The organism is Symplocastrum torsivum (assembly GCF_059505465.1).
Window position 1 is genome coordinate 66,571 of the sequence record NZ_JCACKQ010000012.1, and the last position, 25,711, is coordinate 92,281.

Annotated in this window: 19 protein-coding genes; 8 read left to right on the forward strand and 11 right to left on the reverse strand. The window is 45.1% G+C overall.

Annotated features, from left to right (window positions below):
• The coding region (locus AC5JL3_RS04085) for a hypothetical protein (RefSeq protein WP_496073259.1) at window positions 1–218 on the forward strand (218 nt) is incomplete at its 5' end.
• Between the two features lie 259 nt (window positions 219–477).
• Complete coding sequence (locus AC5JL3_RS04090) at window positions 478–996, forward strand: L,D-transpeptidase (RefSeq protein WP_496073260.1); 519 nt, start codon at window positions 478–480, stop codon at window positions 994–996.
• A 95-nt stretch (window positions 997–1,091) separates the two neighbouring features.
• Here the strand turns inward: AC5JL3_RS04090 and gcvP are convergent, their stop codons facing one another.
• Together gcvP and gcvH are read right to left on the reverse strand one after the other, a co-directional pair.
• Window positions 1,092–4,046 carry an aminomethyl-transferring glycine dehydrogenase gene (gene gcvP / locus AC5JL3_RS04095; protein ID WP_496073288.1) on the reverse strand — a complete coding sequence of 985 codons (2,955 nt, stop codon included), beginning with the start codon at window positions 4,044–4,046 and terminating at the stop codon, window positions 1,092–1,094.
• A gap of 348 nt (window positions 4,047–4,394) precedes the next feature.
• On the reverse strand, window positions 4,395–4,784 hold the full coding sequence (gcvH, locus tag AC5JL3_RS04100) for a glycine cleavage system protein GcvH (RefSeq protein ID WP_192218281.1): 390 nt from the start codon (window positions 4,782–4,784) through the stop codon (window positions 4,395–4,397).
• A 132-nt stretch (window positions 4,785–4,916) separates the two neighbouring features.
• Between gcvH and AC5JL3_RS04105 the strand changes: the two genes are divergently transcribed.
• Entirely contained in the window at window positions 4,917–5,756 is an 840-nt protein-coding gene (locus tag AC5JL3_RS04105) for an alpha/beta hydrolase (RefSeq protein ID WP_496073261.1), read from the forward strand.
• Between the two features lie 107 nt (window positions 5,757–5,863).
• On the opposite strand, the gene AC5JL3_RS04110 is transcribed toward AC5JL3_RS04105, so the two are convergent.
• From AC5JL3_RS04110 to gcvT, 3 genes are all read right to left on the reverse strand, one after another.
• Complete coding sequence (locus tag AC5JL3_RS04110; RefSeq protein WP_496073262.1) at window positions 5,864–7,351, reverse strand: class I SAM-dependent methyltransferase; 1,488 nt, start codon at window positions 7,349–7,351, stop codon at window positions 5,864–5,866.
• Window positions 7,348–8,010 carry a type II restriction-modification system restriction endonuclease gene (locus AC5JL3_RS04115; RefSeq protein ID WP_496073289.1) on the reverse strand — a complete coding sequence of 221 codons (663 nt, stop codon included), beginning with the start codon at window positions 8,008–8,010 and terminating at the stop codon, window positions 7,348–7,350. Before AC5JL3_RS04115 ends, AC5JL3_RS04110 begins: the two co-directional genes overlap by 4 nt.
• Before the next feature lie 206 nt (window positions 8,011–8,216).
• Window positions 8,217–9,362 carry a glycine cleavage system aminomethyltransferase GcvT gene (gcvT, locus tag AC5JL3_RS04120; protein WP_496073263.1) on the reverse strand — a complete coding sequence of 382 codons (1,146 nt, stop codon included), beginning with the start codon at window positions 9,360–9,362 and terminating at the stop codon, window positions 8,217–8,219.
• A gap of 191 nt (window positions 9,363–9,553) precedes the next feature.
• On the opposite strand from gcvT, the gene AC5JL3_RS04125 reads away from it, so the two are divergent.
• Window positions 9,554–10,078, forward strand: a complete 525-nt coding sequence (locus AC5JL3_RS04125; RefSeq protein ID WP_496073264.1) for a VUT family protein — start codon at window positions 9,554–9,556, stop codon at window positions 10,076–10,078.
• Window positions 10,079–10,208: 130 nt separating this feature from the next.
• On the opposite strand, the gene AC5JL3_RS04130 is transcribed toward AC5JL3_RS04125, so the two are convergent.
• Both AC5JL3_RS04130 and AC5JL3_RS04135 read right to left on the reverse strand, forming a co-directional pair.
• The gene (locus tag AC5JL3_RS04130; protein ID WP_496073265.1) at window positions 10,209–10,754 is read right to left on the reverse strand and encodes a hypothetical protein; all 546 of its coding nucleotides are present in this window, start codon (window positions 10,752–10,754) and stop codon (window positions 10,209–10,211) included.
• Between the two features lie 274 nt (window positions 10,755–11,028).
• Window positions 11,029–11,814, reverse strand: coding sequence for a gamma-glutamyl-gamma-aminobutyrate hydrolase family protein (locus AC5JL3_RS04135; RefSeq protein WP_496073266.1), 786 nt, complete (start codon window positions 11,812–11,814; stop codon window positions 11,029–11,031).
• Between the two features lie 475 nt (window positions 11,815–12,289).
• Here AC5JL3_RS04135 and AC5JL3_RS04140 point away from each other — a divergent pair, with 475 nt between their 5' ends.
• Window positions 12,290–12,496 (forward strand): hypothetical protein, encoded by a 207-nt coding sequence (locus AC5JL3_RS04140; RefSeq protein ID WP_192218287.1) that lies wholly within the window; start codon window positions 12,290–12,292, stop codon window positions 12,494–12,496.
• 133 nt (window positions 12,497–12,629) lie between these two features.
• On the opposite strand, the gene AC5JL3_RS04145 is transcribed toward AC5JL3_RS04140, so the two are convergent.
• A complete protein-coding gene (locus AC5JL3_RS04145; RefSeq protein ID WP_496073267.1) occupies window positions 12,630–14,063 on the reverse strand; it encodes a carotenoid oxygenase family protein in 1,434 nt (477 codons plus the stop codon).
• A gap of 436 nt (window positions 14,064–14,499) precedes the next feature.
• A complete protein-coding gene (gene gloA, locus AC5JL3_RS04150; protein ID WP_192218311.1) occupies window positions 14,500–14,931 on the reverse strand; it encodes a lactoylglutathione lyase in 432 nt (143 codons plus the stop codon).
• Between the two features lie 307 nt (window positions 14,932–15,238).
• Here gloA and eno point away from each other — a divergent pair, with 307 nt between their 5' ends.
• Together eno and AC5JL3_RS04160 are read left to right on the forward strand one after the other, a co-directional pair.
• Window positions 15,239–16,528: a phosphopyruvate hydratase gene (gene eno, locus AC5JL3_RS04155; protein WP_496073268.1), complete on the forward strand. Its 1,290-nt coding sequence runs from the start codon at window positions 15,239–15,241 to the stop codon at window positions 16,526–16,528.
• 227 nt (window positions 16,529–16,755) lie between these two features.
• Window positions 16,756–17,100, forward strand: coding sequence for a hypothetical protein (locus tag AC5JL3_RS04160; protein ID WP_496073269.1), 345 nt, complete (start codon window positions 16,756–16,758; stop codon window positions 17,098–17,100).
• A gap of 68 nt (window positions 17,101–17,168) precedes the next feature.
• On the opposite strand, the gene AC5JL3_RS04165 is transcribed toward AC5JL3_RS04160, so the two are convergent.
• Window positions 17,169–18,089, reverse strand: coding sequence for a carbohydrate ABC transporter permease (locus AC5JL3_RS04165; protein WP_496073270.1), 921 nt, complete (start codon window positions 18,087–18,089; stop codon window positions 17,169–17,171).
• Window positions 18,090–18,769: 680 nt separating this feature from the next.
• On the opposite strand from AC5JL3_RS04165, the gene AC5JL3_RS04170 reads away from it, so the two are divergent.
• Window positions 18,770–22,126 carry a PAS domain S-box protein gene (locus AC5JL3_RS04170; protein WP_496073271.1) on the forward strand — a complete coding sequence of 1,119 codons (3,357 nt, stop codon included), beginning with the start codon at window positions 18,770–18,772 and terminating at the stop codon, window positions 22,124–22,126.
• A 92-nt stretch (window positions 22,127–22,218) separates the two neighbouring features.
• On the opposite strand, the gene AC5JL3_RS04175 is transcribed toward AC5JL3_RS04170, so the two are convergent.
• Entirely contained in the window at window positions 22,219–25,323 is a 3,105-nt protein-coding gene (locus AC5JL3_RS04175) for a CHAT domain-containing protein (RefSeq protein WP_496073272.1), read from the reverse strand.
• Window positions 25,324–25,711: the final 388 nt, after the last annotated feature.

The window sequence follows — 25,711 nt, forward strand, 5'->3', positions numbered from 1 at the left end:
GTACGACGGGTACAACTGGCACAACTGGCACTGGTCGTACTTTGACGGAAGAAACCCAAATACAGCGACGAACCACCACTGGCACTACCACTCAGACTCAGCCAATGAACACTGATGGTTCTAATACTGGTGGCGCTACCAGTGGTCAACAAATGAATAATGATACTTTCAACACAAATACTGGAGCAGATACTGATGGTGTTAGAGCGCTTTGGTAGTTAGTTTTTCAGGCAGTCTTCTACTTATATGAGGACTGCCTGACTTGATGATTTTGCTGTCTCCATTGGTTTAAATGTTGAATATCGCTTCCGTTTAGTCACTTCACTAATAATCCCTAGGCTAGTGCTTTCTACTTTTGAAAATAAGGTGGATTAATAAGGGATAAAAGAAGTTTAAGCGGAAGTGATATTTGTTTTATAAGTTTAGAATAGGTTGTGTTACTGCATAAAATGGATTGTCTTGGTGCATAAAATAAAGATGCTAAAACGATCAGTAACTTGGGTTGGTTTGGTATTGACAATTGGCTTAGCTTATAGCCCTCAAGTTTTATTAGCAGCAGAACAGCCTGAAACAACAACAAACATCTCTTCAGATGTAGTTACTCAACCTATACGTTTAGAAATCAGTCTCAGTCGGCGCCAAGTAACCCTTTATCACGAAAATACGCTAATTAAAACTTATCCGGTTGCAGTCGGTCGCGCAGGTTGGGAAACGCCAACGGGTAATTTCCAAGTAGCTCAGATGCTTGAAAATCCTAAGTGGATACACCCTACTACAGGTGAGGCTATTGCAGGGGGTACTCCAGGAAACCCTCTGGGGCGTTACTGGATTGGGTTTTGGACAAATGGGAGAGAATGGATTGGCTTTCATGGTACGCCTAACCCTAGTTCAGTAGGGACAGCCGCATCTCATGGTTGCATTCGGATGTACAACAAGGATATTGAGGAACTGTATCCTCTGGTTAGTTTGGGAACACCTGTAACAGTGGTGCCGTAGTAAGTCTGGTGTTTTGTTGAAAGGCTAGGCGATCGCATTTTCTCATCAACTGCACTTACGGCAACCCTCGAAAGATGCGATCGCTCTATCCTAACTTATGTATAGGCTTCCATCGGCAAGCAGGAACAGACTAAATTGCGATCGCCAAACGCATTATCAATTCGCCCCACGACAGGCCAGAACTTAGATTCACGAGTCCACGGTGCCGGATAGGCAGCCTGTTCACGAGAATAGGGATGTGTCCATTCTGAAGTAAGCAAAGCTTCTGCTGTATGAGGTGCATTCTTCAAGACATTATCTTGATCATCTACCTTACCCGCTTCGATTTCCTCAATTTCCTTGCGAATTGCAATCATTGCCTCACAAAAGCGATCGAGTTCTTCCTTGGATTCGCTTTCTGTGGGTTCCACCATCATTGTCCCCGCTACAGGCCAAGAGACGGTTGGGGCGTGGAAACCATAGTCCATCAGGCGCTTGGCAATATCATCCACTTCAATGCCAGCAGATTTTTTGAGCGATCGCAAATCCAAAATACACTCATGCGCCACCAAACCCGTCTTCCCTTTATACAAAATCGGGTAGTAAGGCGCTAATCGAGAAGCAATGTAATTGGCATTGAGAATTGCCACCTTAGTCGCTTCCGTCAAACCAGCGCCACCCATCAGCGCGATGTACATCCAAGAAATCGGTAGAATACTCGCACTACCCCAAGGCGCAGCCGACACAGCACCAATGCCTTGCTTACCACCAGTTGGGATAACCGAATGCCCTGGTAAGAATTGCACCAAATGGGGCATCACGCCAATTGGTCCCATCCCAGGGCCACCGCCCCCGTGGGGAATACAAAATGTCTTGTGTAGATTCAAGTGACAGACATCTGCCCCGAAGTCTCCTGGACGGCATAACCCAACTTGGGCATTCATATTTGCTCCATCCATGTAAACCTGCCCACCATGAGTATGGACAATCTCACAGATTTCTCGAATTTGCTCCTCAAAAACACCGTGAGTAGAGGGATAGGTAACCATTAAAGCCGCGAGTTCATTACCATGCTTCTGGGCTTTCGCTTTTAAGTCCTCCACATCAACATTGCCCATCTCATCACAGGCAACTGCCACCACCTTCATCCCACACATCACTGCACTAGCAGGATTTGTCCCATGTGCAGACTGGGGAATCAGACAGATATTCCGGTGCGCTTCACCTCGGCTTTCATGATACTGACGAATCGTGAGTAATCCCGTGTACTCGCCTTGAGAACCCGCATTCGGTTGAAGAGAAATTGCCGCAAAACCAGTGATTTCAGCCAACCATTCTTCTAGCTGCTGAAACAGAACTTGATACCCTCGTGTTTGTGACACAGGGGCAAAGGGATGAAGCTTGCCAAATTCTGCCCAAGTTACTGGCATCATCTGGGCCGTTGCATTCAGCTTCATTGTGCAGGAACCTAAGGGAATCATTGATGTTGTGAGCGACAAATCTTTCGCTTGCAGGCGATTTAGATATCGCAATAGCTCAGTTTCCGAGTGGTAACGGTTAAAAACAGGATGGCTTAGGTAGCTACTTGTACGAGCAAAGGGTTCGTCAAAATCAGTATTGACCTGACTTGCTAACTCCTCCAACGTGAACAGTAGAGGCGTAGCGCCTTGTTCGCCTACACCCGCAAAAATCTCAAGTAGGTCGATTAAATCTGCGACAGTTGTTGTCTCATCTAGAGTAATTCCAACAGCCGTTTCATCAAAGCTACGCAAGTTAATTTGTCGCGCTTGGGCAGCTTCTACAATCTCTTGCAGAGATTTTGACCCCAATTCCACCCGTAGGGTATCAAAAAATGCTTCTGACCCAATGCTATAGCCAAGACGCTTCAACCCTTCTGCCAGAACCAAAGTCAACTGATGGACATTCTGAGCAATTCGCTTGATTCCCTCTGAACCGTGGTAGACGGCATACATACTACTCATAACCGCCAGCAACACTTGAGCCGTACAAATATTGCTAGTTGCCTTATCTCGCCGGATATGTTGCTCACGAGTTTGGAGGGCAAGACGCAGTGCTGGCTTGCCCTGAGCATCTTTAGAGACACCAACAATACGCCCTGGAACGTTCCGCTTGTAGGCTTCTCGCGTGGCAAAGTATGCCGCATGAGGCCCCCCATATCCCAAGGGAACTCCAAAGCGCTGGGTACTTCCAACAGCAATATCAGCCCCAAATTCTCCGGGGGGTGTCAAGAGGGCAAGACTCAAGGGGTCTGCGGCAACGGTTACTAATGCACCAGCCTCATGAGCCTTATTAATAAATTCTCGATAGTCATAAATCGTGCCCTCCGTCGCTGGATACTGTAGCAGTGCGCCAAAAATCTCTTGTTCAAAGCCAAAGCTTTGATGGTCGCCTACTATCACATCAATTCCCAAGGGTTTTGCACGGGTTTGCACGACTTCAATGGTTTGGGGATGGCAAGCTTGGGAGACGAAGAAGGCATTGCGCTTTGTTTTACACAAGCCATAACTCATACTCATTGCTTCTGCTGCTGCTGTGCCTTCATCCAGCAAAGATGCATTGGCAATTTCTAAACCTGTTAAGTCAATGATCATGGTTTGGAAATTGAGCAGTGCTTCTAGACGTCCTTGGGCAATCTCAGCTTGATAAGGTGTATAGGCAGTGTACCAGCCTGGATTTTCTAAAATATTGCGCTGAATCACAGGTGGGGTAATGCAGTCGTGGTATCCCGTACCGATAAACGACCGGGACACCTGATTTTTGGAGGCAATTTCTTTTAATTGCCGCAAAGCAGCATACTCACTCTGTTGTGCTGGCAATTGCAACGGTCGAGTGAGCCGAATTGCTTGCGGAACTGTTTGATCGATCAAGTCCTCAAGGGTTGCGAGTCCCAAGACATCCAGCATCTGCTGCACGTCCTCGGTACTTGGACCAATGTGCCGTCTTGCAAAAGAATCACTAAGAGCAGGTAGCTTGTCAGAAGATGGTTGAGAGTCAAGAATCAACGGATGAGCTTTCACCTCGTCATTAACTGTGACATCCAAATTACGCATATCAAACCGATTCGTTGAAGGGCTATGGTGCGTCACGAGTTTTTTGACCGGCGCAACCACTTATTATTCTGTAACATACCCTCAAAAATAGCTTTCAGTGCCGCTTACTTGCTGTACAGGACAAGCGTCGGCGTAGAAAAGCCAAAACTGAAGTTATAGCAAAAGGCAGAAGGCAGAAGGCAGAAGGTTTATTACTGGCACGTGGTCGTTTCAGCCGTTAGATGTCCTAACCTTATAGCGGTTTTCTGGAGGGATGAGGTACAGCGGAAGGTGTGTGAAACTTGCGTAGAGAGCAAGGAAAATAAAAAAGCTGATAGCTGATAGCTGACGGCTTTCTGCTATAACTTTCTACTCTCCTTCCACCTGTGCGCGATATTCTGTAGCAGATAACGCATCATTTAAGTCATCCGCGTCGTTGATTCGCAGCTTCAAGAACCAACCTTCGCCGTAAGGGTCTTCTGATATCAGTTCGGGAGAGTTTATCATCGCCTCATTACGCTCAATTACAGTCCCCGAAAGGGGAGCATACATATCCTCAACGGCTTTGACTGATTCAATGCTGCCGAAGGTTTCACCTTTTTCTAAAGCATCACCCACCTCTGGCAATTCCAGAAATACAATGTCCCCTAGTTGGTCAACAGCAAACTCGCTGATGCCAAGTGTCGCAATCTCACCATCGAGTCGTACATACTCGTGGGTATCTAGGTATTTCAAATCCTCTGGATACTCGAAGCCCATGTCACGTCCTCATTACACAGCAGAGCTAAGTTTACAACTTCCAAGAAGCCCGATATTCAAATTTAAGCTAACTGATTGTGACAAACCGTAGTGGTTAACTGAAATACGGTAGAGCTATTTTGACTTCACACTATGGATAAATCAACTCTCAGACGACTACTATTGGGTGAATTTACTATCAAACGGCTTGTGCGTTCTGTAATTTTTATCTACGCTTTCTTTTGCTTATACATCTTCTTCGTTGCAGATGGAAAGATTTTTTTGCCTCAACCCTCTAGCTATCAAGATACTCGTGAAATTCTTAAACTGAAGACGGCTGATCAGATTCAGCTTTCAGCGATTTATCGACCCAATCCGGCATCTACTTACACAATTCTCTATATTCACGGTAATGCTGAGGATTTGGGCGACATCCAGCCAGTGCTGCAACAATTGCAAACAATTGGGTTTAGTGTGTTTGCTTACGATTATCGCGGCTATGGCACTAGCCAAGGTAAGCCCTCAGAACGCAATGCTTATCGAGATGTGGACACAGCCTATGAGTATTTAACTCAGAAATTGGGTGTGTTACCAGAGAGAATTATTGTTTACGGACGCTCAGTTGGTGCAGGTTCGGCAGTGGATTTAGCCGCTCGAAAACCAGTAGCTGGTTTAATTATGGAAAGTGCATTTACTTCGGCGTTTCGCGTGGTGGTGCCGATTCCGATTCTACCGTTTGATAAATTCCGCAATATTGACAAGATTAAAAGATTGAATTGCCCAGTGTTGGTGATGCATGGGAGAGTTGATGAGGTTGTTTCCTTCCACCATGGACAACGACTTTTCGCTGCGGCTTCTGAACCCAAGTTGGCGTTATGGGTAGATGATGCGAGTCACAATGATTTTATGTGGGCGGCAGCGGAGCAATATGGGAAAACCTTGCAGGAATTTGTTGAGTTGATTGTGCGATCGCATCAGGGCAAACGCATCTAATGAGTATGAATCATACGTGATGAGTGTTTGTTGCTCTGACTGAATCAACTAAATAAAATTTCCCCCTGTGAGGTTGCGGAGTTGCAGCAAGAGTGTAAGCGCCTCAATTAGCGATATTTGTTCACCCTACAGCCAAAATCTTCATCCCCTACCAAAGCTTTTGCCTCCAGCAATGCTCTGAGGTTCAATCTATTCAAGATGCTGGACTTAATAGGGCGTTTTTCATCCCAAAAGATTAGAGACGAATAGAATTCTATTGCTGATGGAGAGGTCAAAAGATCAAAAGTCCTGTATGCAACTTCCTCATCATTAAAGCTGAGAAAGTAAACAGTATCATCAAAAACAGCGGGCTTGTCAGTTATCTTTCCTACTAATCTGAAGTCTAACTTCTTGTAAAGCCCACAAATCGCAATTTTCCAAGATGTAAAAGTGTATGAACCAACTCCAAAAATAGAAAATCGGGGATTTTTCTGGTAGATCTTGCTCTTTCTGTTATCTAGGTAGTTTGCATGAGCCTCTAGATATTTCCAAGTTTTGGGAGCTAAATCTCTTATAGGTTCAGTTGGTTCGCCAACAAATCTTTGAGTAACTAAAACATATCTATCAGTAGCCTTGGTTCGATCTTGAGCAACATCAGAGCCTTTAATTAAAGGAAAAAGATAACTTTCTTCAATCTCAACACTTTCGCCTAGCCCATTGATAAAAGTATTATCGACCTTGCGAAACTCCATCACCTTTGAGCAATCGTGCTTGATACCAGAGCGCCATTTCGTTCCAGTACCTACATCGTACAATCTACTCAGATTATCAAAAGAAGCTGTGTCTCTGATAAGAATATTATTTCGATATCCTATTTGGTGATGCTCTAAGCCTTCAAGACTACTAAATACATCACAAAAGTAATTTTGTGAATTTGTGTCAAACTTGCAAAACAATAAACAGGCTTCAACATCTGCATCAAAATACTTCTTAGCATCTATTTTATAAGTTGCACAGTAAGCTAAATTAAGTTTTTTAGAATGAAGATAGCTCAATAGTTTTCTTGAAACGGGAGCTTTACAAAGCATTGCCAGATAAGCGTCACGATTTTGTAGCCAGTGAACAACCTGAATTAGCATCCATTCTGAGATATCAAAGTTGCTCTTGCCCGTGATTGCATCAAATCCATTATGGTTTTGAAAATTATTCTTTTTAGGTAAGTTCTCACCACCAATGCTTCCTAGTTGTGAGTTCGTAACCCAAGGGAAATTACCGAGTACTAGCAGCTTACCCTCTAGCTGATTTACCAGTGGCAACCAATCAAACTGAAAAAAATCTCCGTGTTTAATCTCTATTCTTTCATCTTCTAATAACTGCTTATTCGTTCTAAATTCTTGTAAGTAGTTTTGGTTTACTTCAACTCCGATAATCTTGTCTGGTGATTGAAATAAACGTGAAGCAGCTTCAACAAAATTACCCACTCCGCATGTCGGCTCAATTATGACATCAGGACTGATGCCAAGTTTTATCAACTGTTGACATACCCTCTCAGCTAGCTCTAACGGCGTTTGAAAATCTCCATATTCTACTTTTGCTCTGTGTACAGTACGAATCATCGGTTAGCCCTATAAACAGCGATCACACCTTCTTCTTGACTAGCACGCTCAATTACTCTTCCATACTGGAGTCGCCATTGCAGAGCATTGGAGATAGTAAGAAAACCTTGTATAGGAGGATTTTCAAGTATTTCATCCGCGATATTGGATGCCTCAATTTCATCAACAGGTAGATTTCGATCAAGCATGAAAGCCATTAAGTCATCTTTATTACCTTCATTCTCTAGAACATTACGAATCCCACGAGTCATTTGGAAGTCTGCTGTTCTCTCAGCACTCACATAAATTGTGTGCAGAATATTGAGATTTGCAGAGCGAGCTTCACTGTTATCTGTCTTGTTATAGACAAAAATAATAAGTGAATACCCAAGCCCAAAAATTTTTTGTCGTGCAGATTTGAAAGGGCATGATGATTGAGGTTGCTTGATGCTTGTTACCTTGACATCAACAAGTAGTCCTGGAAAATCTATGCCACTTGCTGAATTACCCTCCACAAACTCGTATCGTCCCCTGAGATGAAGTCTGAACTTTTGTTCCAAATAGGTGCCCACAGCTTTGCCGTCCGTGACACCGTAAAGTAAGGGTTCTGGGTGTCGAGATTCGGCGGCTGAAAATAGTGCTGCTTCAGTGCAAAGGATTTCTACGGTCAAGGTTGACATGGTTACAGCAAAAGTCGCAAGTATCATATCGTAACCCTGAATTGTCTGTGTACCGCTACCGCTACTGACAGCGACTCATTCTCAAAGCAGGTTTAGGCGCAGTTATAGCGGTTTTCAATAGGATGAGGTACAGCTCAAGTATGTGAAACAAGAGACAGAGCAAGGAAAACAAAAAAGCTGATAGCTGATAGCTGACGGCTTTCTGCTTATTTAGCTCGATAGGGTGAGCGATAAAACGGTTTTTTGACAACAACGGCTGGATAAGTTTTGCCTCGAATTTCCACGTCTAAAGATTGACCAATTTTAGAAAGAGGCGTGGGAACATAAGCAAGTGCGATCGCTTTTCCGAGTGTTGGTGATTGGGTTCCACTAGTCACTTCTCCAACTACTTGCCCTTGGGATAAGACAGGATAACCATGACGTGCAATGTGACGCCCTTGCATTTCTATCCCTACTAAGCGTTTTTCTACCCCAGTCGCTTTTTGCTGTTCTAACACTGAGCGTCCAATAAAGTCGCCTTTGCTGTCTAGGTGTACAACCCAACCCAAACCTGCTTCGAGAGGGGTTGTTGTTTCATCAATGTCTTGCCCATAAAGTGCCATTGCCGCTTCTAGCCGTAGCGTATCTCTAGCACCCAAACCGCAGGGAGTAACACCAGCCTTATCGAGAGTTTGCCACAGTTCTATCCCAACATCAGGGTCTACCATCACCTCAAACCCATCCTCGCCAGTGTAGCCAGTCCTCGCGATAAACGCGGATTTACCCAGCAAGGTTGCCTCTAGGTGTTCAAAGGCTTTTACTGGTGTCAAATCTTCCTCAACCAAGCGCTGGAAATGTGAGTAGGCATGAGGCCCCTGAATCGCAACTAGCACTTTTTCCGCCGAGAGGTCGAGAAAATCAATTTCCGCTGATTCTATCTGAGCAAGTATCCAGGCTTTATCTCTCACTCTGGTAGAAGCATTCACAATTATCACACCTCGTTGCACACCAGCAGCATCCTCACCCTGGTAATAAAAGATGATGTCGTCGAGGATACCACCTTTGGGATTAAGCAAGACAGTGTATTGTGCTTGTCCGGGTTGCAACCGCCGCAAATCTGAAGGGACTAGGGGTTGGAGTTGTTCAACTAGCTGTTTCCCCTGAAAGGCAAACTTTCCCATGTGGGAAATATCAAACATTCCGGCTGAAGTTCTCACCGACTCGTGTTCCTGCCCTATACCCAGGTATTGCACAGGCATCTCCCAACCTGAAAAAGCAGTTAGTCGCGCTTTTTGTTCTAGAGCAAGCGAGTAAAGGGGAGTACGAGCAAGAGCAATCGCAGTTTTCGGGTTTAATTCGTCTGACTTAGCCACAAGAAAGTTATTCAGTTGCAGTGAATCTTTCTATTCTACCGAGCAACGCTGACATCGCTGTTCCAAGATGCGATCGCACAAAGTCTCCCACAGCTTATTTAGCCAGCCTATATATTGACTATCTCTTGAGCTACCCAACTAATTCCAATTAAATAGACTAGAATCATTTACCTGCACTCTATAAGAACGACTTGCTAATTCCCGCCCTCATTTACATCACGGCTGTTTTAGCGGCTAACTATACAGCCACCTGGTTTCTTCCCCTGCCAATTTTTGGTCAAGTGGCAGTCGGGACATTTATCTTTGGCATTACCTTTACACAACGAGACCTTTTACACCAATTCGGTAGAAGGCGAGTGTACCAGGTCATTTTCCTGGCTGCTGTTCTTAGTGTTATTGAATCAGTGGTTCTGGGAGTACCCTACCGCATCATCATTGCCTCCTTCACTGCCATCCTAATTTCGGAAACAGCAGACACAGAGGTTTACCAACGACTCCTCAATCGCTCTTGGATGCTGAAAGTCGTTAGTTCTAACGCGGTAAGTATCCCCATAGACACGCTAATTTTTAACCTAATAGCCTTCTTGGGTGTATTTCCACCCCTGCAACTGCTAGGCATCATGTGGGGAGAAATTGTCGTAAAGACTCTCACAGGAGTTGTGGTGGGACTGATTACGGCAAGACAACGCCAAAACCCTCAACAAGGTTTGAGGTGAGAGGTTTGTTTTGTTTGAGATTGGAAAATTATGAGTCTTGCCAAATACTGAAACCAAGACCCGTCAATCATTTCCCTTCTGCCCTCTGCCCTCTGCCTTTTGCTACAGCCAGGAAAAATCCTTCAACCCCTTACCCAGCTTCATTGCTAATAGCCGAAAGACAACTAATAATCTGTCGAGCAAAAAGCCTTGAGCCAATCCCTGTAGCAATTAAGAGAAAACCAAAAATACTGCTGTAGCGAGAGTCTTCTAGCTGTAGGTGTAATTGTTGCTGCTCAGGATTTTGCAAAAATTGATTAATTTCATCAACCATTGCAACTTTCGCGTTTCGGTCAGTTGGCGAAGAATTCATTAAGGGAATTTCATCGGTTTGAGTGAGCAACACTACCTGATAGGCAACATGGTAACTTCGCGAGTGACGCTTCAATTCTGCACTCAGCAGGTCTGCCAAGGCAATATCTTGTTGGTGGGGTGTAACAAAGCTCGAATTATCAAGCTTACAGGTGTTTTGTATCTTGAGTGTTGTTGATGACGTTCCTTGACGCTGGCAACTCAAGGTTGAGACTCCCCCAAATCCCATAAATGTTAGCCCAGTGATGTAAATAACGACACTAAAAACTAAAACACTGAGCGGTTGATTTTGTTGTTGGAGCTTAAGCTTTTTGAGGAAAATCATGAATCGGTTCCGGTGTCACCCAAGATACGGTGACAGACCACCAAAAATAAGGATAATGTCATTAGTTTTAATTACATCTACCTATATCCGTATTCCCTAATGAGGGCAGGTGGTCAGGAATTGTAAAGCAAGATTGTAAAGTAAGGCTGAAAAAGCGATCGCTTAACCAGAAAAACTTACCGCACAGTACAGTAGGCGTGGCATAGCGAGAGAAACACCCAACTGTGTTCCCCCATCACTGCCGAGTCGCCAGTAAAACCTTGAAAATCAGCAACTAAACTCTTAATCCCTCAAGCTTCCGCTCATGTGCAGCTACAATGAACGCCTCAAAAATACGCAAATGTAAAGGGTCAGCCGGGGAAAGTTCTGGATGCCACTGGAGAGCAAATCCCCACGGATGGTCTTCATGTTCCAGTGCTTCAATCACACCATCAGGTGCTTTTGCAACGACACGCCAACCGAGTGGTGCAGTGCGTACCGCTTGATGATGCCAGGAAACCACAGATATCTCTGTTGTTCCAATCATGCTAGCGAGTTGACTGTCTGGCAGGATATGCACGCGATGTTCTGCTGGAATTAGCAATTCCTGTCGGTGCAGAATCGTTTCGCCAAACTCATCGGGGACGTGTTGCACCAAGTCACCACCACTTGCCACCATCAACACCTCTAAGCCTCGACAGATACCCAATACAGGTTTATCAGCCATGAGTGCAAGCTTAGCGAGTGCGAGTTCCGAAGCGTCTCGTTCTGAGTCTACGCCGTAAACCTTCGGATGCGGCGCACCGTTGTAGGTTACTGGGTCTAGGTCACCTCCACCTGTGAAAACCAAACCATCCACAGCTTCCATAAGAACAGCAGGGTCAGGTTCGCCTGGTGGCAGGAGAATTGGCACACCCCCAGCACGTCGTACTGCATTGACATAACCTACTGGCGCATAGAAGTTCCCAGTTTCCTGCTGCTTGTAGGCTGTAATTCCAATTATTGGGCACACTAAAGGGGACTTCTGGGTTGCTAGGGCTGTTCCAGCCGTTGTTGTTTTGAAGTTTCTAGACGAATTCAAGATTACGGACACCCTTTCAAGTTGTAGCTATCTATTGATAGTAATCATTCTTTAACCTGCTCAAGGAATCAGAGGTTACATTCCCACTACTTCCAGCGCTTGTGGCTTAGCGTAAGTTGCATCACCCGCCAAGGGTTCAAACCCCACAGCGAGTAGCAAAAGTCCATTACAATGGACTGAATTTTTTGCACAGCAGTTGTCTAGTTCACTTAAGTGGAGTTTCGCTAAAAGCCTGTGGAATTAATTTCATTTTCTCGGCTTAAATCAACTCACACATTGAGCAAAGGCGAGCGTAGTATCCAATTCTGAGTCCTTTTGCCATTCAATACTAAAGGCTCAAAGTTCACATTAAGCATATCGGCGTATCTACGCTAAGCTGAACAGCGTAATTATTTTTATTTTCTGGATTTTTATCCTGATACCGCTTTGGGAAGCCCGAATCAGAAATCAAACCTTCTGAAAAGGACATCCTCCAATGCGTATTTACTCTTCTTCCCTATTAGTCAGTCTGGCACTTACTGGGATAGCCATTAATTTACAAAGCGCTAACGCTTACTCAGCAAGTAGCTACCGCTCTGATTCTGGACAACAACAAACATTGACACAGGAATTGCAGGGAAAGGTTGACTGTAGCGACCGCACACAAAGTCCTCCACCTGGTTGTCCAAGAAGAGATACATAGTGGCTTCAGGAAATTGCAAGCCACTTTTTTTTGACTAGATACTACGAACTTGTTTCAGCCAACCATTATTTTTGAATCGCTACAACCTATCTCTTGATAAACTTTCAAGAGAGAGATAAAGGTGATTGGAAAACTAGGCTGGTTTCCACTTGCCATGAAAACTATGGGGAATTACATTAGGTAATCCCAATCGGCAGACTGGTTCGTCATCCAAAGCATTGCTATCAAACACCATCACCTCACTGGTGTCAGAATTACCGTCGTACACAACTGTTAGTATCCAACCCTGCTCAGGATTTATGGCATCAGCAGCATAAAGGGGTTCTGAAGGATAGCGATTCTCACCCAAATCAGCCATAACTAAGCTGTCGGTTTTGTTGTCGAAGCGTGCGATCGCACCGAAGACTTCTTGAGTCATATCAACCCCATCCCGATGTACCGTTAAGTAGGTATAGGGCGAAGCTTGTCCCACCAGCGTCTCCGGCACAACCGGAAACTCACAACCTCTATCTAACAATTCCTGCAACTGCGTTACTTTACCCGTTTGTGGATTCAAACGCGATCGCCACAGTGTTCCTTTCCCCTCAGTGTGGGTTTTCCCTGTTGCGACTTCTTTCAAACGCTGGTTCGTTTGAAAGTCTGGGTAACGCACAAAATCAATAACAACTGAGCCATCATTGTCTACATAGCCGTTGCTAAAGTGCCACTGGAACCAACTCTCGGCTTCACTGCGACTCACTAGGGATAAGCTTTCACGGTCAAAGATAATAACTTGAGTGGCTTTGTGTGGTTGCCACTTTAGCGCATCACTATAGTTACTCAACCCAACTCCCACTGGTAGGAGATTCACCCGTACTGGCGGCACAAAAAACACTAGATACTGCCCTGCCATGACAAAATCATGCACCAAAGGCAAACCATCGAGCGGGATTGAGTTTTGTTGGATAATTTTGCCTGTATAGTCGCTTTTGTAAACTTTCAGAGTTGCATTCAGCCCAGGGGCAACACCAAAGTTAAAAATCTCGCCTGTTTTCGGGTCAACCTTTGGATGAGCAGAAAAAGGCGATTCCTCCTTCAACTGACCTAAATCATCAGTTCCCCTCGTTTCCAATGTCTGAAGGTCAAGGGCATGAGGATTTCCACCTTCCCACAGTGCTAACAATTTATCTGGTAATACCAGCACTGAGGTATTCGCGGCATTCTTAATGGGTTTGAGCCATTGATTCCAAATCGGTCCCGGTGCCGTCATGCCATAGTTGCCGTAGAGGAAGTTATCCACAGCCGCTTCTTCTTGGTAGCCAGACGTTTGCACGTAGCGATAGAGTCCAGTAGCACCTCCCTCAATGAAATGCACACCCAAAATCGCGCCATCGCCATCAAACCAGTGTCCCACTCGTACCCCACCACGCTCTAAGCGTCCGGGCCCATTGCGATAAAGGGAACCCTTTAAGCCTTCTGGAATCTTGCCGGAAAGGATAGGTAAGGGAGTTGGTAAAAATTCTTTTGCTGGTTGGGCGATCGCATTTGCCCAAGCTCTACGGGTTACTGGCTTGCTGGTTGTAATCATGTTTAAAGAGAACTATCTACAGCGCAGCAGGTTTTTGATCAGAGTCCTGCTACTCAGGCATATTTATAAGTTTTATTACTTTTATTACAGTAAGGTTTAGCTTACCTGACCACTGTCAAAAGATGGACTTTGGTTCTTTGCTCGTCAATGCTCATGTTCAACAAAAAGACGCACCGTAGCACGTCTCCAGTTATTTCTACTCAAATACACTTTTGAGTGAACTATTTCTCTAAATAGGGGGTGACACCCTTCATCCCATTACTGCTATACTGTGCTTAGTAGATGCACCCTGATAATTGAGAGAGTCACCTCGTGGCTCTTTTTTTCTTTAGATAGTGTAGCAGGAACCGTGAATAAGCACTGTTGCGTTAACAATTGAGAATAGCTTTACCTAATCCCAATCCCCAATTGCCAGCCTCCAACTCCTAGAAAGGGACTAACTGCTTGCTGCACCAGCAGCTTCTTGCTGTTTGGCAGAACCTTGAGTTCCTAGCTGGATTAGCTCAATCTTGTAGCCATTTGGGTCTTCAACAAAAGCAATTACCGTTGAACCATGCTTCATTGGCCCTGGCTCACGGACTACTTTTCCACCCTTTAATCGAATTTGGGCACAGGTGCCGTAAATATCATCAACACCAAGGGCAATGTGACCATAAGCATTACCTAGATCGTACTTATCCGTACCCCAGTTGTAGGTTAGTTCGAGGACAGTGTGGTCAGACTCATCCCCATAACCAACAAATGCTAAGGTAAACTCGCCGCCTGGATAGTCTTTTTTGCGAAGCAGCTTCATCCCCAAGACATCACAGTAAAACTTGAGAGATTCATCAAGATTGCCGACTCGCAGCATTGTATGTAGCATTCGCATGAGCTGTTCTCAACTCCTTATTAGATTTCTCACTCTACTGCCCATTGTAAAGAGAGCTACCATCCGAGAACGTTATCAGGGGAAATCCCTACTAATTGGTAGGGAATGCAACAGTTGTGATCGCTAAACATCATTAAAGATGGTTCGGGGTTGCCAATTCACGGTATATCCTAAACGCGGCAATAATGTTTTTTTCAGGTGTTTTGGGCAAAGCTATTTGACAAAATACCGTACCGGGATAATCTATTCTCGATTGTCGCTAGTTAGTTAAGCACTGTTGCCATCAGCGCTAAGTACAGGAGGATATATGTTAGACAAGCCAGAAACTGCCATTGAGGCGATTGATGCCAGAGAGATTTTAGACTCACGGGGACGCCCCACTGTTGAAGCAGAAGTGCGCTTGGCGACAGGTGCAGTAGGATTAGCTCAAGTTCCTAGTGGAGCCTCGACGGGTACCTTTGAAGCTCACGAATTGCGGGATGATGACTCACGGCGCTACGGCGGTAAAGGGGTACTGATTGCGGTACGGAATATTAAGGAGAAAATTATTCCTGAATTATTGGGGATGGATGCACTTGACCAAGCCTCGGTTGACCTGAAAATGATTCATCGAGATGGTTCCCCAAACAAAAAGAACTTGGGCGCAAATGCAATACTCGCTGTCTCGCTAGCAACAGCTAAGGCGGCGGCTGATGACTTAGCACTTCCCCTCTATCGCTATTTGGGTGGGCCACTTTCTAATGTATTGCCCGTGCCGTTGATGAATGTCATCAATGGTGGTGCCCATGCGGATAATAATGTGGATTTTCAGGAGTTCATGATTGTGCCTGTGGGTGCCGAGACATTTCGGGAGGCATTACGTTGGGGGGCTGAGGTATTTGCATCACTAGCCAAGGTTTTGAAGGATAAGAAGTTGCTGACAGGTGTTGGTGATGAAGGTGGCTTTGCTCCTAACCTGGAATCCAATAAAGCAGCGTTGGAATTGCTGATTGCGGCGATTGAAAAGGCTGGGTACAAGCCAGGGGAAGAAATTGCCTTAGCAATGGATGTCGCGGCGAGTGAGTTCTATAAAGAAGGTCAGTATGTCTACGATGGGGCATCTCACTCACCACAGGAATTTATTGATTATCTGGATGGACTGGTAGGACAGTTCCCGATTATTTCGATTGAAGACGGGTTGCATGAAGAGGATTGGGAGAATTGGCAGCTACTGACTCAGAAATTAGGTTCACGGATTCAGTTAGTTGGTGATGACCTTTTTGTTACGAACCCGACAAGGTTGCAAAAAGGAATTGAGTTAAATGCGGCTAACTCGATCTTGATTAAACTCAATCAAATCGGTTCTTTGACGGAAACCCTAGAAACGATTGATCTGGCAACCCGTAATGGCTTCCGCTCAGTGATTAGCCACCGTTCTGGAGAAACGGAAGATACAACGATCGCAGATTTAGCAGTAGCTACCCGTGCCGGTCAAATTAAGACCGGTTCATTGTGCCGTAGCGAACGAGTTGCCAAGTATAACCGCTTGTTGAGAATTGAAGATGAATTAGGCGATCGCGCTGTCTATGCCGGGAAAATCGGCATGGGGCCGAAGTAGAATTCAGTCCAAGACTTCTCAGTTAGAAGAGATTGTAGGTTGGGAGAGCGTCAGCCTTGCCTAAAAAAGGCTTACTCAGTGATAGTTTTTCGTAAACTCAACCCAACCTACATAATTGTGGTGCTACTGCCTCCGGTGACAGCTTCCTAAGTCTGTCTTTGGTAGACTCCCCTAAATAGTATTGTTTGATAAATTGCTAGCCAAACCGCCAATATGAGGACAAATCCATGACACTGCCATCTGAAAAAGCCTCAAAAAGCTCTATGGATATCCGTCTACCTGCAACCTCAATAATTTGGGGATTCGCTACTGGGATGTTGGCGCTTTGTCTTCCGCTTTCAAATGACACTAACCATGGAACCGTTATTTCTATCGCTATAGTTTCTGCGGCGGCTGTGAGTACAGTGGCAGTTTGGCAATCCTCTGACAAAAAATCTCAGACTCGCAATGAAGCCTCTGATCGGGTTAAGGAGTTCAAAGAGCGCATTGCTAATTTAGAGATGATTGCTAGCTCGGATCACACTAATTGGCAAGGGAAAACTCAGGCAGTGATGAAAAGCGATCGCAAGTAGTCGAGTTGGAGGTGATTCATCGAGTAAATATTAAGAGCTTGCCGAGCTGCCTTATGTGGCGATCCCCCCTAACCTCCCTTAGTGACTGTACTCAACGTAGAGGTTTGGCGATCGCGTTCTTGGGAAAGCTTCAGGTTCAAAATCGACAAGCCCAAAATCACCAAAAACAAAACTAATCCAATCGTGCAAGCATAACTCATCTCTAAATCGGAGAATGCTTGCTCATATAGATAGTAAACAACCGTCTTAGAACTATTACGTGGCCCCCCCTGAGTCATGATGTAGACTTCTTCAAACACCTTTGTCGCAGAAATTGCAGAAATCACTGCCACCAATACCAAATAAGGTCGCATCAATGGCACTGTGATGTCCCAGTGCTTCAAGTAGCCATCGGAACCATCAATTGCAGCCGCTTCATACAGTTCAGCCGGAATTGACTGCAAGCCAGCCAGGTAAATCACCATGTAGTAGCCCAATCCCTTCCACACGGTTACTGCCATCACACTAAAAATCGCCCAATCGGGACTCGTTAACCAAGGAATACCTGTGCCGAAACCCAGTTGTTTGAGCAGTTGATTAAAAAGACCTGTTTCTGCATAAAGCCACTTCCAGGCAATCCCCGCTACAACCATAGAAATCACTACAGGTGTATAAAAAGAAGCCCGAAACCAGCTAATTCCTCGTAGCTTCTGGTTTACCAAAACGGCTAAAAATAGAGGAACGACCACTAAAATTGGCACAACACCTAGCAGATACAGCAATGTGTTTCCCAAGGTTCGCCAAAAAACGGCATCTGCCCAGAGGCGTTGGAAGTTGGCTAAACCTATCCACGTCGGTGCCTGGGTGAGATCGTATTCGTATTGCGTAAAACTCAAATAGAAAGCTTGTAAAGCCGGCCAAAAGACACTTAGCCCCAGCACCAACAGGGCAGGCAATAAAAATAGGTAAGGAGTCAGGTGTCGTTTGTTAAGAATTAAATCTTTTTGCATTCAACCAAATAACTTGTTAAAAAAATTATTAAATCACATAGAACAGCCGTGAGTTAAAGCTTACTTGTATCTTCTAGTAATGCCTAGGTCTAAATTGAAGTGCAGCTCATCAGTGTTGGCAAAAACTGTAATCTATTTAACTGTTTACCAAGGGTTGACATAGTGTAATTATTGTTTGATCAGTTATATCAAGTTGCACTAAAAGGTAGTACTCGACGCTCCAGATGGAGAAATGCGGCGATGCACGAGAGCATAGCACCCTATTCTCCGTTTTCCCATTGTCAGATACTACGACTGAATGCAACTACGTCTAATAACTGGGTGCGCGTTAATAAACACGGGTTGAGTCAGGGAGTTAGAATACAGGATTCTGCATCCAAACGGGAGAAGTGAAACGTAGCCAGGGAAGGAATTGACCGTTTTAGCTTCTGAATCAATGAATTCAGAGTCAAGGCGATGTCTAGTCCGTACCAACTCCTAACCGTCAACAATCAAGCGAAACCTCTTGAGGCTAGCTCAGCATACACAGATTTTGCAGGATTGCTCCCTAAGCGTTAGAGACACCTTGCCTCCTACGGTTTACGTCAAAAACTTCATTACTTCACTGTGCTATCTATCGTTAGGAATGCTGCCAAATTTATCAAGATTGGCGATTTGAGACTGCAGCAAAATCTCAGTAATTGGAAGATGGCATTAATCCACAACACATTGAAAAGCGAAAAGCCGTGGAGCGTTTAAAGAGAAGGCACAATAGCTTACTTGAGCAAATGATAGTAGTGGAACCAGCGACGACTAGGCTGGAACTTTTTTCAGATACACCCAAGACATCAACTATAGGGGGTGAGATTTCAGCCCTATTTAAGCTAATACCAGCGCCCTTAGTTGTTTCCCGGTTAGCAGACGGTGTTATTTTGTACGCCAACGAGGATTATTGCACTACTTTTGGTCTGGCTGTCGAACTAATGAGTGAAGGCGCTGACGCTTATATTTGGCGATCGCGAAATTCTCAGCAACCCTTAGACTTCTACCACAACCCAACAGACCGACAGAGAATACTAGACATTCTCGCTACTCAAGGAAACCTCCGCAATTACGAACTCAGAATGCAGCATACAGACGGTACACCCCTGTGGTGTTCTGTCTCACTACAATTGCTAGATTTTGACGGCGAACCTGCACTCTTGGGACTCTTTCATAATGTTACTGACTACAAGCAAACAACTGAGGTACTCCAGCAGCGACCAGTGAACCTCGTCACTGCCTTTGATCCCACAAACAACAGCGAACCACAGCAGCAAAGCGAAGATCGTGAACGTGCAGAGGAAGAACTACGGGCAAGTGAATTGAAATACCGCACCCTCATCGAACGGATGAATGAGGGAGTAGTAATTGTCGATAACAACAACCGGATTCAGTTTGTAAATGACCGTTATTGCGAAATCTTGGGCTACACCAAGGACGAGTTGATTGGGAGATACGAACAAGACCTTGCCGCTACTGAAGCTGACCATAACCTCTTGCAAACAAAAAGTGAACAATGCAAGCAAGGGCTTTACGACAAATACGAAATCCAGATGCGGCGAAAGTCAGGAGCAGTCCTATCAATCTTGATCAGTGGTACTCCAATTTTTGATGCCGAAGGAAAGCCTGTTGGCTCAATGGGTATCTTGACCAACATTACCGAACTCGAAGCACAAGAGGTGCTCTGGGCATCAGAAACCAAATATCGCGAGCTAGTAGAGCGAATTCCAGCCGTTACCTATATTGCGGCGCTTGATGAAACGAGTGCCACACTCTACATCAGCCCCCAAATCGAAGCCCTGCTGGGATATTCCCAGATGGAGTGGTGGGCGAATTCTGACTTATGGTATCAACGACTCCACCCTAGCGATCGCAAAAGTGAAGCCGCTATCAGGCACCACGCATTAGCGCAGTTGGCTCATAGCCATACTCCAAGTGAATCCTTTGTCCGGGAATATCGTCTCCTAACTCATACAGGCGCAGTCGTATGGCTCCGAGATGAGGCTGTCGTGATAACTGACGATGCGGGTCAACCTCTTTTCCTTCAAGGGGTTATGTTAGATATCACAGAGCGCAAGCGGGCAGAAGAAGAAATTCAACTGTTGCAAACTATGACCCAAGCGATTAGTGAAGCCCCTGATTTTCAATCGGCGCTCTCTGTTGCTCTGAATAAGGTTTGTGAAGCAACTCGCTGGGATTTTGGGGAAGCTTGGGTAAAAAGTGCTGACGGCACAGTTTTAGAATTTTCAACAGCTTGGTGCAGTAGGCAAGGGAATAGAGATCAGAGCTTTTTGGAGGTAACCTCTGAGAATCAGCCTCACCCACTTCCTAATCCCTTGAGTGATTTTCAGCACTACAGTGAAGACTTTACGTTTGCACCGAATGCAGGATTGCCAGGACAAGTTTGGTCATTGCAGCAACCTGTGTGGATTCAAGATGTTTCTCTTGAGCCAGATACCTTTTTTGTTCGCTCCCGTGTGGCAAAAGGCTATGGACTGAAAGCAGGGTTTGGTGTGCCGATTCTGGCGGATGACCAAGTGTTGGCAGTGCTGACCTTTTTCATGTTTGAATCCCGTCAAGAAGACCGACGATTGGTAGAGCTAATTACAGCCGTAGCTGCTCAGTTAGGCGCTGTACTTCAGCGTAAGCAAATCGAGGTAGCCTTGCGGGAGAGTCAGCGCCGCCTTGCAAGTTTGATTGATGCTCTGCCGGGAATAGTCTTCTCCTGTACAAGCGACCCTAATGGCTCGATGACCTACCTGAGTGAAGGCTGCCTGATGCTTACTGGTTACAAAAGTGAAGAATTGATGGGAAATCGGGCAGTTTCCTTCAATAGCATTACTCACGAGGAAGACTTACCAAACGTCTTGGCAGCGATTAAGACAGGTGTGGCTCAAAAACAACCGTATGTAGTGGAGTATCGTATCCGCACAAAATCCGGTCACGAGAAGTGGGTGTGGGAAAAAGGGCATGGAGTATTTGATAGTACGGGTAAGGCTCTAAGTATTGAAGGCTTCATCACCGACATCACGGAGCGCAAACGTTCTGAAGAAGCCTTACAACAAGCTGAAGCAAAATATCGCAGTATTTTTGAGAATGCCTTGGAAGGGATTTTCCAATCGACGGTTAATGGATACTACCTCTGTACCAATCCGGCGCTGGCACGGTTGTATGGCTATTCATCTCCTGCCGAACTGATGGCACGTTTGACGGATATTGGGCATCAGCTTTATGTCGAGCCGTGCCGACGCGCTGAGTTTACTCGTCTGCTGCAAGAAAACGATGCTGTCTCCGGTTTTGAAGCTCAGGTTTATCGCAAAGATGGTAGTGTGATTTGGATTGCAGAAAATGCCCGTGCAGTTCGCGACCTTCACACGGGTGAGCTGCTGTACTACGAAGGCACGGTTGAAGATATCACAGAGCGAAAGCTGGCGAAAGAACAGCTGCATGAACGAGCGTTTCATGACTTATTGACAGGATTGCCAAACCGTGCATTGTTTATGGATCGCTTGAGCCATGCTGTAGAGCGAGCTAAACGACACCCTGAGTATCGATTTGCTGTTTTATTTTTAGATCTAGACCGCTTCAAAATAGTTAACGATAGCTTGGGGCATTTGGTAGGAGATCAGTTGCTAGTTGCGATCGCACGTCGCTTAGAAGCCTGTCTGCGTACAGAAGATACTGTAGCCCGCTTAGGGGGAGATGAGTTCACCATCCTGCTTGAAAGTATTGAAGATATTAACCCCGCAATCTGTGTCGCTGAGCGGATTCATCACGAGTTAAGCGCACCATTTCATTTGGATGGACACGAGGTTTTCGCAGCAGCGAGTGTTGGCATCGTCCTTAGTCAAGAAGTGCCTCAAGGTGCCTGTACAACTGATTACGAAAAACCAGAAGACTTTCTGCGTTATGCAGACACAGCGTTGTATCGTGCAAAGGCATTAGGGAAGGGACGCTACGAGGTTTTTGAGACAACCCGGCACGAAGAGCGTTATAGCGGTTTCCTGGAGAGATGAGGTACAGCGGGAGGTGTGTGAAACAAGAGACATAGCAGGGAAAACAAAAAAGCCGATAGCTGATAGCTGGTAGCTGACGGCTTTCTGCTATCCTACATCCCACTCCCCATGAGAATGAAGGGAGACCAATAGTAAGGATGGCGAAACGGACTCCTGTTAGAGGTGTTAGAAGTGGGTGGGAGATTTTCTTCCTCTTGCTCAGCAGATTGCGATCGCTGCGGGGCATTCACCCTTGGTGCTTGACCCAATCGAGATAAACCTGGATCGGTTGGATTGCCGCCATTGAGTAGTCGCAGTTGGGCTTGACGGAGGGCTTTGGCTTTCATTACAGGTGAGTCTGGCGTTCCTTTGGATAAGTTTTCATAAAATTGCTCCATCAAAATGCGCGTACTTTGATCATCCACGTTCCATAACGAGGCAACTACATTGCTTGCTCCGCTTTTGAGAAAGTAGTAGCCAATGGCAGCAATCTCTCTACCATCCAATCCGGGGCCGCCCAATGCGGTTTCACAAGCCGATAGCACCACGGTATTGATATTACGCAAATCGAGCCAAGTTTTAATAGTAGGAATTGCCAGCTTCTCACCTGTACCCAGTAGTAGATAGGACTGATTCGCTCGTCCAGGTACAAATTCGCTATGAGTCGCGATATGTAGCAACTCGTGATTCAGTAAGTTGTCTCGTAAAGTAAAAAAGTTAAAGTCCTGATTGAGGAATTCTTGACCTGGATAAATTCCCTTGGGATCAAGACTATCTCGCCGCACGATCACATCTAACTCGTCTATCACACTGGGCAGGGCTTGAAATCCTCCCACCGCTTCCGATACTCCCATTGCAAGCAGCCGCATCTCTTGCTGATCTGGAATCGCTGGAATGCGTTCTCCTGCGCTAGCATTAACACGCTGAAAGTTGAAGGGACGTCCTGCTAGCTTTTGCTCTTGTATGGGCAATTGTGTCTTGGTCAAATTGGCTGATACCAGGGTTGAAATGCTGTAGGTTTCAATTAGGTACTTTTCCCCGTCAAACAGCGTTGCCATTGGTATATAACGAGCTGAGCGATCTAGCGAGAACACAAGATTTTTAATATTATTCGCTTGTAGTTCCTGTTCCAACGGTTTGACCAGCCAGTCATACAATTGCTTTCCTGTCGCTTGCACCTCTTCAAGATTGGAAAGACGATTTTGCAATAACTGGCGAAACCTTAAAGCTGTAACTTCCAACTCTGCTTGACTGACACCCGAAACTTCCACACTTTTGAGAATACCGCCTTTGGATGCCCACAAAAGCCAGAGTTTATCTTCCATTACCAAAGGATAAATCAGTACCGTATTCGGTTGAGCTTCAACAATGCTTTGGGCTTTGAGAGCAAACTGGCTAGGGTCAACGAAGGCTTCATCCGTTTCTTTGTTATCCTGAATAACTGTTTCTAGCCGCCCAATTGCTTGATAATATTGCTTTGTTAAACTCTCCCGTTGTTCCAGCAGTTCCTCCAGTTGGGAGCAATCAGTTTGCTGACATTCATTGAGCTGATACCCAAAGCTGATTAAGCTACCATATTCCCTAATAATCTGCTCTTCGGCAGGTGTGATGGTCAAACTGGCAGGTTCACCGCTTTCTGTAAAGTTGACTTTAGGGTCACCTGTATATTCGCGTAACTCCTGCCCTTTGAGGAGTTCTAAGACTTGCTGAGCTTCTAGCCTGCGGTTTTCTAGTAGCAGTAAGCTGGTTAAGGAGCGATAGACTTCGGTACTTTGCAATCCATTGATATTTTGAATTCCTTGCCCAAACGATTCTTCTAGCCAACTGGGTAATCCAGGAATCACCCGACGTTCTTGTGCTTCATTCTTGTTAACGGCTTGCTTGTAATAAGTAATAGCGGTTGCTAACAGGTTGGATTCCTGGTAAAGGCGAGCGATACCTGCTAAAGCACTAAAGCTATCTGTAATTGAAAGGGCTTCTTGATAAGATGCGATCGCAGATTCTTTTTGTTGTGCATTTCTGTAGATTTCGGCGCGAACTTCCAGCGTTAATGCTTCTAACTCAGGGTTATCTTTTTCTTGGGCAATACTCCGACTTTCATTAATCAGCTCAAGCGCTTTTTCTAAATCTCTGCCTTCGGAGTAATTTAAGCTCAAACCAATCAGAGCTAAGGCTTCAACTAATGGACTTTCAACGTCTTGTGCGATCGCGAGTCCACGTTCTGCCAAGTCAAGAGATTGTTGATAGTTTTCTGTTGCGAAATAAGCCAAACTCTGCATTACTGAAGCGGCACCTTCTGTCTCAGGCTGTTGCAGATCTTGTAAAGAAATAATTCCTTTCTCGGTTGATGCAATTACGTTTTGGTAGTTTTGTTCCTTGAGGTAAACACCTGCAAGTGTTAATAACGGAGGTGCAACCGGATTAGAAATATTGTTTAGCTTCGCAACCTTTAAAGCTTGTTTGGCAAAAATAATAGCGTTCTGCTCCTCACTGATTGAGCTATAAACACTACTAAGAATGGCTAGTGCTTTCATTTCTGAAAAGTGGTCTTTGATTTTCCACGCTGTTGTCAAGCCTGAGATTGCTGCCTTTGTGGCTTTTTGATACTCACTCTTACTTGAAGCGAGGGACTCATAAGCGCTGGCTAACGTAATGAAAGCGGATGCCTTAGCTTGAAGATTTTGCAGTTCTTGGGCAAGAGTCACGCTAGCTCTGGCAGACTCTACAGCTTGCTCATATTCGCCTAAAGAAATGTAAGCATCCCCTAGCGTGATTAAGGCTTCTAATTCTTTATCACGGTCTTTTTGTTCCCGTGCTAGCGCTAGAGTTGTTTTAGAAAATTCAACAGTGTCGTTTGCGTCTTTGAGGGGAGTATAAATTGATACCCAGCTTCGGAGTTCTTCAATAGCCTGTATCCTACTAGCCTCATCCTCGATTTCGGGTTCACCCAATTTCCGCTCTATGTCCAGAGCTTGCTCGAAACTCTGTCTTGCTTCTAGCCTTTGCTCTCTACCTAACTGCTCAACACCTTCTCGAAATAGTCGCTCTGCCTCCGAGTCAGACGTTTGTACGGGCAACCTAGAATTAGTTTGCTCGGAAAGTGCGAGTGAGCGATAAGCAACGTTGTTAACAGTCGCGCCAATGAGCGATCGCTCAGAAATGAAGGTCAAAATCAAGGTAGCTACTGCAAAGCTAAGATACTTTAGAGGGGAAGGCATATAATGAGTCCTATTACAAGCCAACATGGAAGTATGGCGGGCTTGAGTAGTATATAGGCTCCACAAAACATTCTTGAATCTACCTAGAGCAAGAATTATCTATTGTCAGCTTCTACGCTGTTGTCTAAAGGCTACAACTTGGGGGGTAGACATACGTAGATTTAGCCTAGTTACTTAAAAAATATACATAAGAAAGTTCAGTATTATGACTATTTAGGAAACGATAGATGCCAGTAGATTGCCTAATTTTTAGCAAATTTTGGCATTTCAGTTGAAATTACTACCTTGATATTAATTTTCTTCCTAGTCATTGAAGATTAAGCTTTATAAATTAAGAAAAGTGTTAATTTTCAATAACCCTATAGAGAGGATAATTTAAAGTTGTGTG

Bases quoted from the DNA above. Each gene is read 5' to 3' on its own strand.
- AC5JL3_RS04090 (WP_496073260.1), top strand. From the start codon at position 478: ATGCTAAAACGATCAGTAACTTGGGTTGGTTTGGTATTGACAATTGGC.
- gcvP (WP_496073288.1), bottom strand. From the start codon at position 4,046: ATGCGTAATTTGGATGTCACAGTTAATGACGAGGTGAAAGCTCATCCG.
- gcvH (WP_192218281.1), bottom strand. From the start codon at position 4,784: ATGGGCTTCGAGTATCCAGAGGATTTGAAATACCTAGATACCCACGAG.
- AC5JL3_RS04105 (WP_496073261.1), top strand. From the start codon at position 4,917: ATGGATAAATCAACTCTCAGACGACTACTATTGGGTGAATTTACTATC.
- AC5JL3_RS04110 (WP_496073262.1), bottom strand. From the start codon at position 7,351: ATGATTCGTACTGTACACAGAGCAAAAGTAGAATATGGAGATTTTCAA.
- AC5JL3_RS04115 (WP_496073289.1), bottom strand. From the start codon at position 8,010: ATGTCAACCTTGACCGTAGAAATCCTTTGCACTGAAGCAGCACTATTT.
- AC5JL3_RS04130 (WP_496073265.1), bottom strand. From the start codon at position 10,754: ATGATTTTCCTCAAAAAGCTTAAGCTCCAACAACAAAATCAACCGCTC.
- AC5JL3_RS04140 (WP_192218287.1), top strand. From the start codon at position 12,290: ATGCGTATTTACTCTTCTTCCCTATTAGTCAGTCTGGCACTTACTGGG.
- AC5JL3_RS04145 (WP_496073267.1), bottom strand. From the start codon at position 14,063: ATGATTACAACCAGCAAGCCAGTAACCCGTAGAGCTTGGGCAAATGCG.
- gloA (WP_192218311.1), bottom strand. From the start codon at position 14,931: ATGCGAATGCTACATACAATGCTGCGAGTCGGCAATCTTGATGAATCT.
- eno (WP_496073268.1), top strand. From the start codon at position 15,239: ATGTTAGACAAGCCAGAAACTGCCATTGAGGCGATTGATGCCAGAGAG.
- AC5JL3_RS04160 (WP_496073269.1), top strand. From the start codon at position 16,756: ATGACACTGCCATCTGAAAAAGCCTCAAAAAGCTCTATGGATATCCGT.
- AC5JL3_RS04165 (WP_496073270.1), bottom strand. From the start codon at position 18,089: ATGCAAAAAGATTTAATTCTTAACAAACGACACCTGACTCCTTACCTA.
- AC5JL3_RS04175 (WP_496073272.1), bottom strand. From the start codon at position 25,323: ATGCCTTCCCCTCTAAAGTATCTTAGCTTTGCAGTAGCTACCTTGATT.